This window comes from Saccharopolyspora sp. NPDC050642, from assembly GCF_040654735.1.
GTDB classification, from domain to species: domain Bacteria; phylum Actinomycetota; class Actinomycetes; order Mycobacteriales; family Pseudonocardiaceae; genus Saccharopolyspora; species Saccharopolyspora elongata.
Window position 1 is genome coordinate 17952 of the sequence record NZ_JBFAIN010000017.1, and the last position, 14408, is coordinate 32359.

At 70.1% G+C, this 14408-nt stretch carries 13 protein-coding genes; 7 read left to right on the forward strand and 6 right to left on the reverse strand.

Going from position 1 to position 14408, the window contains the following annotated elements:
• Nucleotides 1–25 precede the first annotated feature (25 nt).
• The 5 genes from AB0H93_RS24600 to AB0H93_RS24620 all read right to left on the reverse strand — a co-directional run bounded on the left by AB0H93_RS24600 (nt 26) and on the right by AB0H93_RS24620 (nt 4939).
• Nucleotides 26–508 (reverse strand): VOC family protein, encoded by a 483-nt coding sequence (locus AB0H93_RS24600; protein ID WP_358575471.1) that lies wholly within the window; start codon nt 506–508, stop codon nt 26–28.
• Between the two features lie 157 nt (nt 509–665).
• A complete protein-coding gene (locus tag AB0H93_RS24605; RefSeq protein ID WP_358575472.1) occupies nt 666–1895 on the reverse strand; it encodes a cyclopropane-fatty-acyl-phospholipid synthase family protein in 1230 nt (409 codons plus the stop codon).
• Between the two features lie 19 nt (nt 1896–1914).
• Nucleotides 1915–3294, reverse strand: coding sequence for an FAD-binding oxidoreductase (locus AB0H93_RS24610; protein WP_358575473.1), 1380 nt, complete (start codon nt 3292–3294; stop codon nt 1915–1917).
• 234 nt (nt 3295–3528) lie between these two features.
• Nucleotides 3529–4506: an adenylate/guanylate cyclase domain-containing protein gene (locus AB0H93_RS24615; RefSeq protein ID WP_358575474.1), complete on the reverse strand. Its 978-nt coding sequence runs from the start codon at nt 4504–4506 to the stop codon at nt 3529–3531.
• The gene (locus tag AB0H93_RS24620; protein WP_093275862.1) at nt 4487–4939 is read right to left on the reverse strand and encodes a universal stress protein; all 453 of its coding nucleotides are present in this window, start codon (nt 4937–4939) and stop codon (nt 4487–4489) included. The genes AB0H93_RS24615 and AB0H93_RS24620 overlap by 20 nt, the downstream gene beginning before the upstream one ends.
• Nucleotides 4940–5276: 337 nt before the next feature.
• Between AB0H93_RS24620 and AB0H93_RS24625 the strand changes: the two genes are divergently transcribed.
• The 4 genes from AB0H93_RS24625 (at nt 5277) to AB0H93_RS24640 (ending at nt 8910) form a co-directional block, all read left to right on the forward strand.
• Entirely contained in the window at nt 5277–6728 is a 1452-nt protein-coding gene (locus AB0H93_RS24625; protein WP_358575475.1) for an amino acid permease, read from the forward strand.
• 312 nt (nt 6729–7040) lie between these two features.
• A complete protein-coding gene (gene coaA, locus AB0H93_RS24630) occupies nt 7041–7973 on the forward strand; it encodes a type I pantothenate kinase (RefSeq protein ID WP_358575476.1) in 933 nt (310 codons plus the stop codon).
• Between the two features lie 63 nt (nt 7974–8036).
• Nucleotides 8037–8204 (forward strand): hypothetical protein, encoded by a 168-nt coding sequence (locus AB0H93_RS24635; RefSeq protein ID WP_358575477.1) that lies wholly within the window; start codon nt 8037–8039, stop codon nt 8202–8204.
• Nucleotides 8205–8337: 133 nt separating this feature from the next.
• On the forward strand, nt 8338–8910 hold the full coding sequence (locus tag AB0H93_RS24640; RefSeq protein ID WP_358575478.1) for an SMI1/KNR4 family protein: 573 nt from the start codon (nt 8338–8340) through the stop codon (nt 8908–8910).
• A 3-nt stretch (nt 8911–8913) separates the two neighbouring features.
• On the opposite strand, the gene AB0H93_RS24645 is transcribed toward AB0H93_RS24640, so the two are convergent.
• Nucleotides 8914–10524: a helix-turn-helix domain-containing protein gene (locus AB0H93_RS24645; protein ID WP_358575618.1), complete on the reverse strand. Its 1611-nt coding sequence runs from the start codon at nt 10522–10524 to the stop codon at nt 8914–8916.
• Between the two features lie 205 nt (nt 10525–10729).
• Here AB0H93_RS24645 and pruA point away from each other — a divergent pair, with 205 nt between their 5' ends.
• The 3 genes from pruA (at nt 10730) to AB0H93_RS24660 (ending at nt 14398) form a co-directional block, all read left to right on the forward strand.
• On the forward strand, nt 10730–12358 hold the full coding sequence (gene pruA, locus AB0H93_RS24650; RefSeq protein ID WP_358575479.1) for an L-glutamate gamma-semialdehyde dehydrogenase: 1629 nt from the start codon (nt 10730–10732) through the stop codon (nt 12356–12358).
• Nucleotides 12359–12525: 167 nt separating this feature from the next.
• Complete coding sequence (locus tag AB0H93_RS24655) at nt 12526–13455, forward strand: proline dehydrogenase family protein (protein ID WP_358575480.1); 930 nt, start codon at nt 12526–12528, stop codon at nt 13453–13455.
• A gap of 139 nt (nt 13456–13594) precedes the next feature.
• Nucleotides 13595–14398 carry an alpha/beta hydrolase gene (locus tag AB0H93_RS24660; protein ID WP_358575481.1) on the forward strand — a complete coding sequence of 268 codons (804 nt, stop codon included), beginning with the start codon at nt 13595–13597 and terminating at the stop codon, nt 14396–14398.
• Nucleotides 14399–14408: the final 10 nt, after the last annotated feature.

Here is a 14408-nt window from a genome sequence, read left to right on the forward strand (position 1 = left end):
GGGAGGAATGCGCGGATCGGCGGGGTCAGCCCTCGGCGGCGGCTTCCAGGGCCGCGATGTCGAGCTTGCCCATGCTCAGCATCGCCTTCATCGTGCGCTGCGCCTTGGCCTCGTCCTGGTCGGTGATCAGTTCGTACAGGCGGCGCGGGACGATCTGCCAGGACAGGCCGTACTTGTCCTTCAGCCAGCCGCAGGGGCCGGGCTCGCCGCCCTCGCCGAGCCGCTGCCACAGCCGGTCCACCTCGTCCTGCGAGTCGCACAGGACCTCCAGCGAGATCGCCTCGGTGAACTTGAACTCCGGACCGCCGTTGATGCCCACGAACTGCTGCCCGGCCAGCTCGAACAGCACGGTCATGACCGTTCCCGGCTCGCCCGGCCCCGCGTCGCCGTAGCGCTGGACGTGCACGATGCGCGAGTCGTCGAAGATGCCGGCGTAGTGCTGCGCGGCTTCCTCCGCCTGGGTGTCGAACCAGAGGTTGGTGATGATCTTCTGCTTGATCTCGTACATGCCCGTCTCCCGTCCCGTCGCCACCATGCTGGCTGCAGACGGGTAGACCGGCGACCGCGGCAGAACTCATCGCCCCGGACGCAGGTCAGGGCCCGTGCGTACGTTGTGCTGCTATAGCGACACCACACACACGGGCCCTGACCAGCGGAAACGGCGCTTACCAGGTCGGGCGGAGCGGGTAGTGGGCGTCGGTGTCGTCCAGCCGGACGCCGAGGACCTGGTGGAGTTGGACGATGTTGCGCTCGAAGCCCAGCCGGCAGGCGGCCATGTAGAGCCGCCACACGCGCGCCCGGTCGAGCCCGGCCTCCGCGACCGCTTCGTCCCAGTGCTCCTCCAGGTTCTTGCACCAGCCGGCCAGCGTCAGCGCGTAGTGCTCCCGGAGGTTCTCCTCGTGGCGCACCTCGAAGCCGTTGTCGTTCATCGCCGACACCAGCGTGCCCACCGGCTCCAGCTCGCCGTCGGGGAACACGTAGCGGCCGATGAACTTCCCCGGCCGCGAGCCGTGGCTGCCATCCGGCCGGGTGATGCAGTGGTTGAGCAGCCGCCCCCCGGGACGCAGCTTGCTCGCCAGCAGCGAGAAGTAGCCCGGCAGCTGCGCCAGGCCGATGTGCTCGGTGAGCCCGATCGAGCTGACCGCGTCGAAGCCGGTCTCGGCGACGTCGCGGTAGTCCAGGTAGCGCACCTCGGCGAGGTCCGCGAGGCCGCGTTCGGCGATGGCCTTCTGCGCCCACTGCGCCTGCTGCCGCGACAGCGTCACGCCGAGCGCGCGCACGCCGTAGTGCTCGGCCGCGTGCATCACCATGCCGCCCCAGCCGCAGCCGACGTCCAGCAGCCGCATGCCCCCCTGCAGGCCGAGCTTGCGCGCCACCAGGTCGTGCTTGGCGAACTGCGCTTCCTCCAAAGTGGACGTCTGCTCGGGGTAGACGGCGCAGGTGTAGGCCATCGACGGGCCCAGCACCCATTCGTAGAACCGGTTGGACACGTCGTAGTGGTACGCGATCGACGTGCTGTCGCGGCGCTTCGAGTGCCGCCAGCCGCGCGGGCGGTGCTCGACCACCGGCGGGCGCACCGGCCACCACAGCCGGTATCCGACGAGCTTCACCGCCAGCTCGCGGCGCAGGCTCGGCGGGATGTCGTTGAGCGCGACGGCCGGGAACGCCGCCAGCGCGGTGTACATGTCGCCGTGCACCTCGATCGCCCCGGTGACGTAGGCGCGCGCCAGGCCGAGCTCGCCCGGCGCGGCGGCGAGATGCGAAAGCGCAAGCGGTGAACGGATTTCCACGCACGCGTCCGCCCCGGGTCGTCCGGCGCGGCTGCCGTCGAACGCGCGGATCTCCACCGAGAGGTCGCTTCCGAGGATGCGCGCGAACACCTCTGCCCAGCCCATCAGCGGATCTCCTTCCTGCTCACTTTTTCCCCACGCATTTCTCGTAGAGGCCGGGAAGCCGGCCCTGCGGGTCGTAGCGCTCCTTCAGCTGCTGGTAGGCGGGGCGGTTGTAGAGCTGCCAGAACTCCGCTTCCTCGAAGTAGGAGTCGGAGTACAGCGACTTGTGCCCGTCGAGCTCGGTCACCGCGCGCTCGATGGCCCGGTTGAACCGGCCCGGCGCCTCGCCGCGCCGCAGCGGCACCGTGGCCCAGAAGCCGACGTTGACGTACAGCGCGTCGGGATCCATCGGGTACAGCGGCCAGCCCTTGCCATCACGCAGCTGCACCGGGCACAACCAGACGGGAGCGATCCCGATGTCGCGGTGGAAGAACTCCAGGAACTCCGGCAGCCGCTCGACCGGGATCTCCACGTCCTGGATCACCGGCTCGTTGAGCCCCTTGCCCTGCAGCGTCGCGATCCGGTCGGTGACCGCGTGGCGGCGGTCCCAGGCCACGATCCGGCGGTACACGTCGGAGCGGCGGTACTGCTGCGGCCAGAACCGGCGGACGAGCGGGTGCTGCGCGCCGAGCGCGCGGGAGCACCAGAACCAGTCGGTGTCCCAGCGCCACAGGTAGTCGCGGATGCCCAGGTAGTCGACCTGCCGCTGCTGGATGGACCGGTAGTAGATCTGCTGGCCGGTGTAGTCGCTGGCGAACGGCGCCTTCTCCACATAGGACCCGAGCGTCAGGTACTGCTCGCGGGCGCCGAACACGGTGCCGTCGAGGAAGTCGACGGGCTCCCCGTCGTAGCTGCGGTCGCGGCAGATCTCGGCGATCGCGGTGGCGCACTCCTGCGCGGAGCCGAAGCGCACGTGCCGCAGCCGGACGTACGGCTTGACCTGCTCCAGCTCGATCTCCAGCCGCAGCGCGTAGCCGAGCGTGCCGTAGGAATTGGGGAATCCGCGGAACAGGTCGGCGTGCTCGTTGTCCGGGCGGGCCCGGACGACCTCGCCGGAACCCGTGAGGATCTCCATCTCCCGCACGGATTCGTGCGGGAGGCCGTTGCGGAAGGAGGTGGACTCGATGCCCAGCCCGGCGACCGCGCCGCCCAGCGTGATCGTCTTGAGCTGGGGCACCACGAACGGCATGTGCCCGGACGGCAGCAGCGCGTCGACGATGCTCTCGTAGGTCGCCATGCCCTGCACCTGCGCGGTGTGCCCGGCGGAATCCACTTCCAACACCCGGTTGAACCGCCCGACGTCCAGCCCCGGCCCCTGCGACGGCGCGCGGAAGCGGAACAGGTTCGAGGTCGGTTTGGCCAGGCGCACCGGCGCGCCGGCCGGCAACCGGCCGTACTGCGCCACCAGAGCGGATACTTCGTCGGAATGGCTTCCTGCCGCGACTGTTCCCCGATCGGCCATGTCCCGACTCTATTGCCGGTCAAGCCAGCAGGCATCCCGCTTTACGCGGCGCGAACACGACCGCAACGCGGACAAAGAGGCCAAATCGACCCGGCCGGAACGAGGCCGCCGACCGGCGGAGATCGCAAAAGGCCAGGTGATCAACGCCGAGCGGCCTTATATCAGGCATACTTGCTTGTCACATGCAAGTGAAACGGGATTTAGATCACATCGAATACATCCGTTCGTGTGGTGTCACTCCGATCGGCGCAGCGCCCAGGCCCGCAGGCCGCGGAAGCTCTGCACCTTCGTCGGCCCCACCGAGATCAGCCGGTACTCGGCACGCCCCCGCAGGGCGGCCGCCACCTCCCGGTCCACCAGCACCGAAGCGGGGCGGGCGACCGAGGTGAGCCGGCTCGCGATGTTCACCGTCGACCCGTAGACGTCGCCGAAGCGCGCGAGCACCGGGCCCATCGCGAGCCCGATCCGCAGCGGCGGCAGCAGGTCGGTCTTGGCGATCTCCTCGTTCAGCGTCAGCGCGATCTCGGCGGCCTCCGCCGCGTTGTCGGTCACGAACAGCACCTCGTCGCCGACCGTCTTGACCACCCGGCCGTAGTTCTCGGCGACCACGCCGCCGGCCAGCGACTCGAAGCCGTCGATCAGCCGGGCCAGCTCCAGCTCGGTGAAGTCCCGGATCAACCGGGTGTAGCCGACGATGTCGGCGAAGCCGATCACCTGCACCCGCTCGTCGGCGCCGGGATCGCGTTCGGCGAGCTCCCGCGCCGCGGTGGCCGCCAGGTGCCGCCGCCACACGTAGTCCTGCATCCGCTCCATCACCGGCAGGATCACGTCGGCGACCTGCGCGGTGGTCGCCACGTCCACCGCGAACTGCTCGCCCAGCAGCGACTTGAAGATCCCGACCTGCCACTCCGCCAGCCGGGACATGGTCTGGGCCAGCGACCGCGCCACCGCCGACTCCAGCTCCGGCGGGATCACCTCCGCCGAGACGAGCTCGACCAGCGAGCGCAGCGCGGCGACGTCGGCGTCGGTGAACACCACGGCGTCGTCTTCGACGTGCGCGAAGCCCATCGCCTGCCACAGCTGCTCGGCGCGGCTCACGGGCACCCCGGCCGCCGCGGCGACCTCGTCCTTGGTGTAGCGCGCGGGCCCGCCGAGGATGGTCTCCTCGACCTCGTGACCGCGCATCGACGGCTTACCGCGCGGTTCGGACAACGAGCACATCGCAATCGGCCCGGCGGCACACCTCGGACGGCACCGAGCCGAGGATGCGCCCCTTCAACGTGTTCAGCCCGCGGCTGCCCACCACCAGCAGGTCGGCGGCCTCCTTCTCGGCGGCGGCCAGCAGCACCGACACCGGCGCCCCGACCGAGGCGAACGTCTCGACCGCCGCCGCGCCCGCCGAGCGGGCGACGTCCGCCGCCTCGCGCAGGGTGTCCTCGGCCGGGGCCGAACCGATCACCTGGAACGCCTCGTCGCCGAGCGCGTCCTTCGCCTCCTCCACCTCCCGCGCGCTGCTCGGGTAGTAGGCGCAGACGATCACCAGCCGTGCCGTCGATTCGCCGGCGACCCCGGCGGCGCGGGCCACCGCGCGCAACGAGGGCGCCGAGCCGTCGGTCCCGACGACGACGGTTCGGTAACTGGACATCACAACTCTCACTTCCGCCGCGGGGCTGGCCTCGGGTGGACTCCGGCGTGAACACTAACGATCGCGATGCCCGCGGGTCACGGGTCGCTACCGATCAAGCCCGGCTGTGAGGCAGGCTTCGACCCCCCACCGGCCAATTTGTCCGGTCGGCCAAACCGGCCGCGAAACTCTCATCCGACCCCACAAGCAGATTGCGCGTCGTCGACGCGTAGGTTTCGCCGCAACGTGCAAACCCATTGGTGATGCAGGACACGGACGACGTTGCGCGGGACGTCCACCGGGCCGGATCACGCCATGTACGTACCGTTTCGCGAGAACAAATGCATCGGGAGAAGCCGTGACCACACCAAGTCTCCACCCCGGGCGGGGGATATTCCGCCGCAAGCCGATCGACTCGATCGTCGAGGACGGCGGCGACACCGGGCTCAAGCGAACGCTGGGCCTGTGGCAGCTCACCGCGATCGGTGTCGGCGGCATCATCGGCGCCGGCATCTTCTCCCTGGCCGGCGCCGTGGCCAACGAGAAGGCCGGGCCGGCGGTGCTGATCTCGTTCCTGATCGCGGGCATCGCCAGCGCGGCCGCGGCGTTCTCCTACGCCGAGTTCGCGGGCATGATCCCCAAGGCCGGTTCGGCCTACACCTACGGCTACGCGGTGCTCGGCGAGGTCGTCGGGTGGCTGATCGGCTGGGACCTGCTGCTGGAGTACACCGCGATCGTCGCGGTGGTCGCCATCGGCATCTCCGGGTACTTCAACGAACTGCTCGGCTTCCTGAACATCGATCTACCGCTGTGGATGATGGGCGCGCCGGGCACCGAGGAGGCCGGCGTACCGGCGGGCAGCTACAAGATCAACCTGTTCGCGGCGCTGCTGTGCCTGCTGATCGCCTTCATCCTCAACCAGGGCATGAAGAGCGCGGCGCGCTTCGAGACGCTGCTGGTGTACCTGAAGGTCGCCGTGGTGCTGGTCGTGATCGTCGTCGGCGCCTTCCACATCAACGCCGGCAACTACAACCCGTTCTTCCCGTTCGGCATCAGCGGCGCGTTCGCCGGTGCGGCGACGGTGTTCTTCGCGGTGTTCGGCTACGACGCGATGAGCACGGCGGCCGAGGAGTCCAAGGACGCGCAGCGGCACATGCCGAAGGCGATCATGTACTCGCTGGCCATCTCGATGGTGCTCTACGTGCTGGCCTGCCTGGTGCTCACCGGCATGATCCCGTACCAGCAGATCAGCAGCGAGAGCGCGTTCGCCACCGCCTTCGCCGACGTCGGCCTGCCGGTGCTCGGCGCGATCATCGCGGTCGGCGCCATCCTGGGCATCCTCACCGTGCTGTTCACCTTCATGCTCGGCGTGACCCGCGTGGGCTTCGCGATGAGCCGGGACGGCCTGCTGCCGAAGTGGTTCTCCAAGACCCACCCGGTGAAGCAGGTGCCGAGCCGCTTCACCTGGCTCATCGGCATCGCCTCGGCCGGGATCGCCGGCCTGCTGCCGATCGGTGAGGCCGCGGAGCTGACCAACATCGGCATCCTGCTGGCGTTCGTGATCGTGTGCGCCGCCGTGATCGTGCTCCGCTACAAGCGGCCGGACCTGCCGCGCGGCTTCAAGTGCCCGGGCATGCCGATCGTGCCGATCATCGGCATCGTGTTCTCGATCTGGCTGGTCACGTTCCTCGACCCGGTGACCTGGCTGCGGTTCGCCGCCTGGTTCGCCATCGGCCTGGTGATCTACTTCGCCTACGGCTACCGCAAGTCGAAGCTGAACGAGGCCACCACGACCGAGCCGCCGAAGTGACCTGCTGACCCCGGTCCACGACCGGAACCCGGAACGCCGGATGACGCCCTCCCCCTGCGTCGTCCGGCGTTCCGGCGTTCCGGCGCAATTTCAATGGAAATCGAAGGTCCGATTTCCATTGAAATTGCGGAAATGGAAGTTGTTGTCCGCGAAGCGGAATGAGTCGCGATCGATCAAGGGTGTTCGCTGTGTCTCAGCGTGCACTGGATCACAGCGCGGCGGGGCTCCGGCGTCCTAGGGTTTTCCCGGGCGTCGCCGGAAGTTCCCGGGGGCGTTGGAGTTCCTGCCGGGCCTCAATGCCGAGGGGTGCTTGTGACGCGCGTTCGCGAACTGAGCCCGTATGTCGAGCTGCACCGAGCGCAGTGGCGGGAGCTGCGCGATTCCCTGCCCCTACCGCTGTCCGAGGACGAGCTCGTCGCCCTGCGCGGGCTCGGCGAGCCGGTCGACCTCGCCGAGGTCGCCGACGTCTACCTGCCGCTGTCGCGGCTGATCAGCCTCCAGGTGGCGGCCCGCCAGCGGCTGCACGAGACCACCACGACGTTCCTGGGCGAGGAGACGAACGGCACGAAGGTGCCGTTCGTGATCGGCATCGCGGGCAGCGTCGCGGTCGGCAAGTCGACCACCGCGCGGATCCTGCGCACCCTGCTGGCGCGCTGGCCCGACCACCCGCGAGTCGACCTGGTCACCACCGACGGGTTCCTGTACCCGAAGGCCGAACTGGTGCGCCGCGGCCTGATGCACCGCAAGGGCTTCCCGGAGAGCTACGACCGGCGGGCGCTGCTGCGCTTCGTCACCGAGGTGAAGTCCGGCGCCCCGGAGGTCACCGCGCCGGTCTACTCGCACGTCGCCTACGACATCCTGCCCGGCGAGCGGAACGTGGTCCGCAAGCCGGACATCCTGATCATCGAGGGTCTGAACGTGCTGCAGCCGGGCCCGAGCCTGGCGGTGTCGGACCTGTTCGACTTCTCGATCTACGTCGACGCGCACACCGACCACATCGCCCGCTGGTACACCGATCGCTTCCTGGCGCTGCGCAGCACGGCGTTCGCGAACCCGGACTCGCACTTCCACCACTTCTCGGAGCTCTCCGACAAGGAGGCCCGCACCGAGGCCGAGCACCTGTGGCGCACGATCAACGAGCCGAACCTCGTGGAGAACATCCTCCCGACCCGCCCCCGCGCGACCCTGGTGCTGCGCAAGGACATCGACCACTCGATCAACCGGGTCCGCCTCCGCAAGCTCTGATCGCAGGAACGATCACGCGGCTCCAGCAACCTCCGGTCGGCCACACCGAAACTGGAGCAACGCGTGCAGCTCGCTGACGGCACCACGGTCGAAAACCCCACCGAGCACGAGAAGATCCCGGCGCGGACGCGGTTGGGGATGGACGGCACCCCGCGCACCCCGGCCGCCGAGATCGCGGGCCGCTACGTGGAAGCGGTGGAATCCGACGCCCAAGGTCGGCGCCCGACGTGAGCCGGGTCCTATGTGGAGGGACGATCGCCGGGGACGGGTGGGCACGAAGCCGGGCCTGAAGGGGCAAATCCGCCCGGAACGCCCAGGGGTTCCGCGAGACTGGCCCGCACGTACCGCCGAAGGAGTTTCACCCATGGATCCGTCTCAGCCCTCGACCGTCGCGGAGTGGCGCGAATTCCTCCAGGACTACAGCACCGAGTTCCTGGCCTCGTCCTACCTGCGCGAAGCCGAGGCGGACGGCCGGGCGAAGTGGCTGGTGAACGAGACCCAGCGCGAGGCCCGGTGGCTCGGTTACGAGCCCGCCGGCGAGGAAGCCGACCGCGCCGCCGAAGCGCGCCTCGGGGTTCGGCTGCCGCCGAGCTACCGCAACTTCCTGCTGGCCAGCAACGGCTGGAGCACCATCTCCTGCGCCGTCGACCTGTTGAACACCGAGCAGGTCGGGTGGTTCGCCGATCTGGAGCCCGAGCTGGTCGAGGCCTGGCGTTCGGCCGAGATGGGCGAATGGGTCGAGCTGGTCGAGCGCTGCCTGCTGGTGTCGATCGACGACGGTGGCGCGGGCAACTACTGGCTGCTGGAAGCGGGCAGCGCCGCGGAGAACGGCGAGTGGACCGCGTACGACTGGTGGCCCGGCGACGGCGATGCCCCGGAGCCGCACGACGGCTTCGCCGCGCTGGTGGCGACCACCCGCAAGGGCGCCACCGAATAGCGATCAGCGGCGGGCGGCCCGGCGGGACAGCAGCAGCTGGAGGTGGGCGCTCAGGCGTTCCGTCGGGTTGGTGAGGTCGATGCCCGTGATCTCGCCGGCCCGGCGGACCCGGTAGCGCAGCGTGTTCGGGTGCACGTGCAGGCCGTCGCTGGCCCCCCGGACGTCGCCGAACGCCTCCAGGTACGCCAGCAGCGAGCGGGCCAGATCGGTGCCGTGCTCCGCGTCGTGCTCGTGCAGCACCGCCAGGCGGGAGTCGCGGAAGCGCTCGTTGCCCTGCAGCACCGTCAGGATCTCGCTGATCACCACCTGCGCCCGGACGTCCGAGATCGTCGCGATCTCCGCGCGCAGGTCGTGGGTCATCGCGTCGAGGATGCGGTCCGCCTCGGTGCGCGACTCCGCCACCTCGTCCAGCGTCCGCGCCGCCGAGCCCACGCCCACCTGCACCCGCGCCCGCAGGTGCTGCTTGGCCGCCGCCACGATCTCCCGCGTCAGGCTCAGCGCCGACGCCACCGCCGAGCGTTCCGGCAGGTCCGGCAGCAGCACGTACACCCGCGAGCCGATGGTGGTGACCAGCGCGCTCCGGCGGTACGCCGAGGCGTGCACCGAGATCAGGCTGGTCATCTCGGCGCGCTGCAGCTCCAGTTCGGAGCGGTCCGCGCTGGCGTCCGGCGGGCGCAGCGTGAACACCACGACCACTGCGGGCTTCGCCGGGTCCGCGCCGATGTTGTCGGCCACCGACTGGGCGTCGATGAGGCCGTCGAGCAGCCCGGTCAGCAGGTTCTCCCGGAACCGCGGCCCGGCGGTGGCCTCGGTGCGCTGCCGGATCAGCTGCAGCGCCGCCACCCGCGCCGCGCCCAGCAGCGCCCGCTCGGAGTGCTCCGACAGCGGTCGCTTGCCCTCCTGCACCCAGATCGTGCCCAGCGGCTGGGTGCCCGCGTGGATGCCGACCGCCATCCGGCGGCGGATGCCCAGGTCGGGCCGCTCGTCGATCCGCACGACGTCTTCGCCGGCGCGCAGTCGCTGGTAGACGCCCCACTCCCGGAGCATCGCCAGGTACGGCTCCGGTCCCTGCCTGCCCAGGATCGACAGCCGGCGCAGCTCGTCGACCTCGTCGTCCGAGCGGGAGTAGGCGAGCACCCGGCTCGCGGTGTCCTCGATCGCGACGATGCCCTCGGTCATCGCCGCCACCGTCTGGGCCAGCGAGAACAGGTCGCCCAGCGCCTCGCCCAGGTCCGCGTCGGTGGTCAGGCGGGCGTTGTCGACGGCCGAGCGCGCGAAGGACTCCAGCCGCTCCCAGCGGACCTCGGGCCGCACGCCCAGCAGCGCGATCCGGCAGTCGATCGCGGTGTCCCGCAGGGCTCGCGCATCGGATTCCGAGTCGACCTTCACCGCCACGGCCGCCGCTCCGTCGCGCGCCGCCGCGCGCACCAGCCGGGCGGCCGCCCGGCCCCGTGCGCCGATGACCAGCACGAAGTCGCCGTTGCGCCCGCTGCCGGACTCCTCCTCCGGGTCGACAATGACGACGTCGCGCACCTCGACCTCGAAGCCGCGCGGCGCCGCGAGCACGTCGACCAGCGGCTCACCCACCGCGATCAGGAGTTGGCGCAATGGCACCCCCACCACGGCGACGCCCACCGCGTCCACCGCCGGGGCGCTTTCGACCTCGTGCAACCCAGGAACCCCACTTGTTCAAGCGGACAATCCGATATTGACAACGATAGCCGAATGGACAAGCCCGGGGCGCTAACGAAACCTTAATCTCCCAAGTAACAGGACCCTTGTCCCAGACAGCGACTCTCGCAAGGAGGCGAAATTGGCCATGGACGCCATCACTTCGGTCCCGGTGCCCTACAACGAGCCGGTCAAGGGCTACGCGCCCGGCTCGCCGGAGCGGGAGTCGTTGCAGAAGCGGGTCGCGGAGCTGGAGTCCGAGCGCATCGAACTCACCCAGACCATCGGTGGCGTGCAGCGCCTCGGCGGCGGTGACAAGTTCGACGTGGTCCAGCCGCACGACCACCAGCACGTGCTGGGCACCGCCGCGCAGGCCACCACCCAGGACGTCGCCGACGCCGTGCAGGCCGCCAAGGACGCCGCCCCCGCGTGGGCCGCGACGTCGTTCGACGAGCGCGCCGCCGTGCTGCTGCGCGCCGCCGACCTGCTCGCCGGCCCGTGGCGCGACACCATCAACGCCGCCACCATCCTGGGCCAGTCCAAGTCGGTGCAGCAGGCCGAGATCGACGCCGCCTGCGAGTTCATCGACTTCCTGCGGTTCAACGTGCACTACGCGCGGCAGATCATCGCCGAGCAGCCGCGGTCGGTTCCCGGCGAGTGGAACCGCATGGACTACCGCCCGCTGGACGGCTTCGTCACCGCGATCACGCCGTTCAACTTCACCGCCATCGCCGGCAACCTGCCCACCGCGCCCGCGCTGATGGGCAACACCGTGGTGTGGAAGCCGACCCCCTCGCAGCAGTTCGCCGCGCACTTCACCATGCGGCTGTTCGAGGCCGCCGGGCTCCCGCCGGGCGTGATCAACCTCGTCACCGGTGACGGCCAGGCCGTCAGCGAGGTCGCGCTGACCGACCCGGGCTTCGCCGGCCTGCACTTCACCGGCTCCACCGCCACCTTCAAGAAGCTGTGGCGGATCGTCGGCGACAACCTCGACAGCTACGGCAGCTACCCGCGCATCGTCGGCGAGACCGGCGGCAAGGACTTCATCGTCGTGCACCCCTCGGCCAACCCGGTCCCGCTGGCGACCGCGTTCGCCCGCGGCGCGTTCGAGTACCAGGGCCAGAAGTGCTCGGCGGCGTCCCGCGCCTACGTCCCGCGCTCGATCTGGGAAGGCGGCCTGCGCGACGAGCTGGCCGACCTGACCCGCTCCGTCCGCTACGGCGACGTCACCGACTTCTCCTTCTTCGGCGGCGCCGTCATCGACGCCCGCGCCTTCGCCAAGCACAAGGCGGCCCTGGACCGCGCGGCCAAGACCGACTCCATCGAGGTCCTCGCCGGCGGCGGCTACGACGACTCGGTTGGCTACTTCGTCGAGCCCACCGTGCTGGTCTGCGACGACCCGGCCGACGAGGTGTTCACCACCGAGTACTTCGGGCCGATCATCGCCGTGCACGTCTACGACGACGCCAAGTACTCCGAGGTCCTCGACGTCGTCGACTCCTCCAGCCCGTACGCGCTGACCGGCGCGGTGTTCGCCACCGACCGCAGCGCCATCGAGCTGGCGCACCAGAAGCTGCGCGGCGCGGCCGGCAACTTCTACGTCAACGACAAGCCCACCGGGTCGATCGTCTCCCGCCAGCCCTTCGGCGGCAGCCGCGCCTCCGGCACCAACGACAAGGCCGGTTCGCTGCTGAACATCCAGCGGTGGACCAGCCCGCGGGCGATCAAGGAAACCTGGGACGCCCCCACCGGTATCTCCTACCCGCACATGGGCTGAGCGTTCGGGGCGCCCTCGGCCGAGGGCGCCCCGAATCCCCGAGCAGTTCCCCACTCCGAACCCTTCGCCCCGTTCGGCGAACCGCGGCACGCACTTTCGACTGCAGGCAACGCGGAAGGCAGGAGATCCCCGAAACCCCGAGCACAGCTGCAAAGAAGGAGACCACGATGCTGCGCAGCACCCTGCTGGCCGCCGCCCGTTCCCAGGGCGTGCGCCGACTCGTGGAGGCCAACCCGCTGACCAAGCCGGTCGTCGAGCGGTTCGTGGCCGGCACCACGCCGGAGGACGCGGTCCGGGCCACCCGAGCCCTGCGTGACCAGGACATGTACGTCACGCTCGACCACCTCGGCGAAGACACCCTCGATGCGCAGCAGGCCACCGACACCGTCCGCGCCTACCAGCAGATGCTGGAGGTGCTCGCCGCCGAGGGCCTGGCCGACCGGGCCGAGGTCTCGGTGAAGCTCTCCGCGGTCGGGCAGTTCCTGCCCAGCGACGGCGAGAAGATCGCCCTGGACAACGCGCGGCTGATCTGCGAGGCCGCGGCCGCCGCCGGCACCACGGTGACCCTCGACATGGAGGACCACACCACCACCGACTCGACGCTGGGCATCCTCCGCGACCTGCGGGTGGACTTCCCGTGGGTCGGCGCGGTGCTGCAGGCGTACCTGCACCGCACCGAGCAGGACTGCCGCGACCTGGCGGGCGAGGGCTCCCGGGTGCGGCTGTGCAAGGGCGCCTACTCCGAGCCCGCTTCGGTTGCCTACCAGGACAAGTCCGAGGTGGACCGCTCGTACGTCCGCTGCCTGAAGATCCTGATGGCGGGCGAGGGCTACCCGATGGTGGCCAGCCACGACCCGCGGATGGTCGCGATCGCCGCCGACCTGGCCGCCCGGTCCGGGCGCAGCGCGGACAGCTACGAGTTCCAGATGCTGTACGGCATCCGGGCCGAGGAGCAGAAGCGGATCGCCGCGGAGGGCAACAAGCTGCGGGTGTACGTGGCCTACGGCGACGAGTGGTACGGCTACTTCATGCGCCGCCTCGCCGAGCGCCCGGCCAACCTGGTCTTCTTCCTGCGTTCGCTGATCTCCCAGAATTGATCCGGCGCCCCCGAACGGCCCGGCCCGATTCCCTTTCGGGCCGGGCCGTTTCCCATGCGCCGCAGATCACGTCGGCACGCCCGGTTCGCCTCGTTAATCTGAATCTTGAAAGATTCTTCGCGTTTCTGGGTGGGACAACATGCGCAGGCCGGCCGCAACGCTCTTCCGGATCCCGAGACGTGGCGGCTCACCGAGCGGGTCGAGGTGTCCGGGCGGCGAGGTCGCCACCGGCGTCTTCGGCGACGGGCCGCCGGTGGTCCTGGTCCACGGCACGCGGCGGCACACCGTCCACGTGTGGGACCTGCTCGGCTTCGGCGATTCCCGCGCGGAACCCGGTGTCGCACCGTCGATCGCCCGCCAGGCCCGGACGCTCGCCGAGCTCGTCGAGCACTGGGGGCTCGACGAACCGAGCCTGGTCGGACACGACATCGGCGGCGGGATCGTGCTGCGGGCGCACCTGGTCGAGCAGGTCCCGGCCCGGAGCCTCGCGCTGCTCGACGCCGCCGTGCTCGGCCCGTGGAACACCCCGTTCACCGAGCACATGCAGACCCACGAGGACGCCTACCGCACGATGCCGCCGCACGTCTTCGGCGACATCATCGCCGCGCGCTTCAGCACCGCCGCGCACCGGATGTCCGGCACCGCCGCGGCGGCGTACCTCGCGCCGTGGAGCGGCGAAGCCGGGCAACAGCGCTGGATCGACCAGGTGGCCGCCGTGAGCTTCGAGGACACCCGGGAGGTCGTGGCCCGGCTCGGCGAGATCACCGCGCCCACCCTGGTGCTGTGGGGCGAGCGGGACGAGTGGCTGGACCCTTCGGTCGGCGATCGCCTGGCCGCGGCCATTCCCGGCGCCCGCCGCGCGACGGTGCCCGATGCCGGGCACTTCATCGCCGAGGACGAGCCGCGGAAAACCGCGGCGGCACTGCTCGACTTCTTCGGCTAGCCCACTTCCG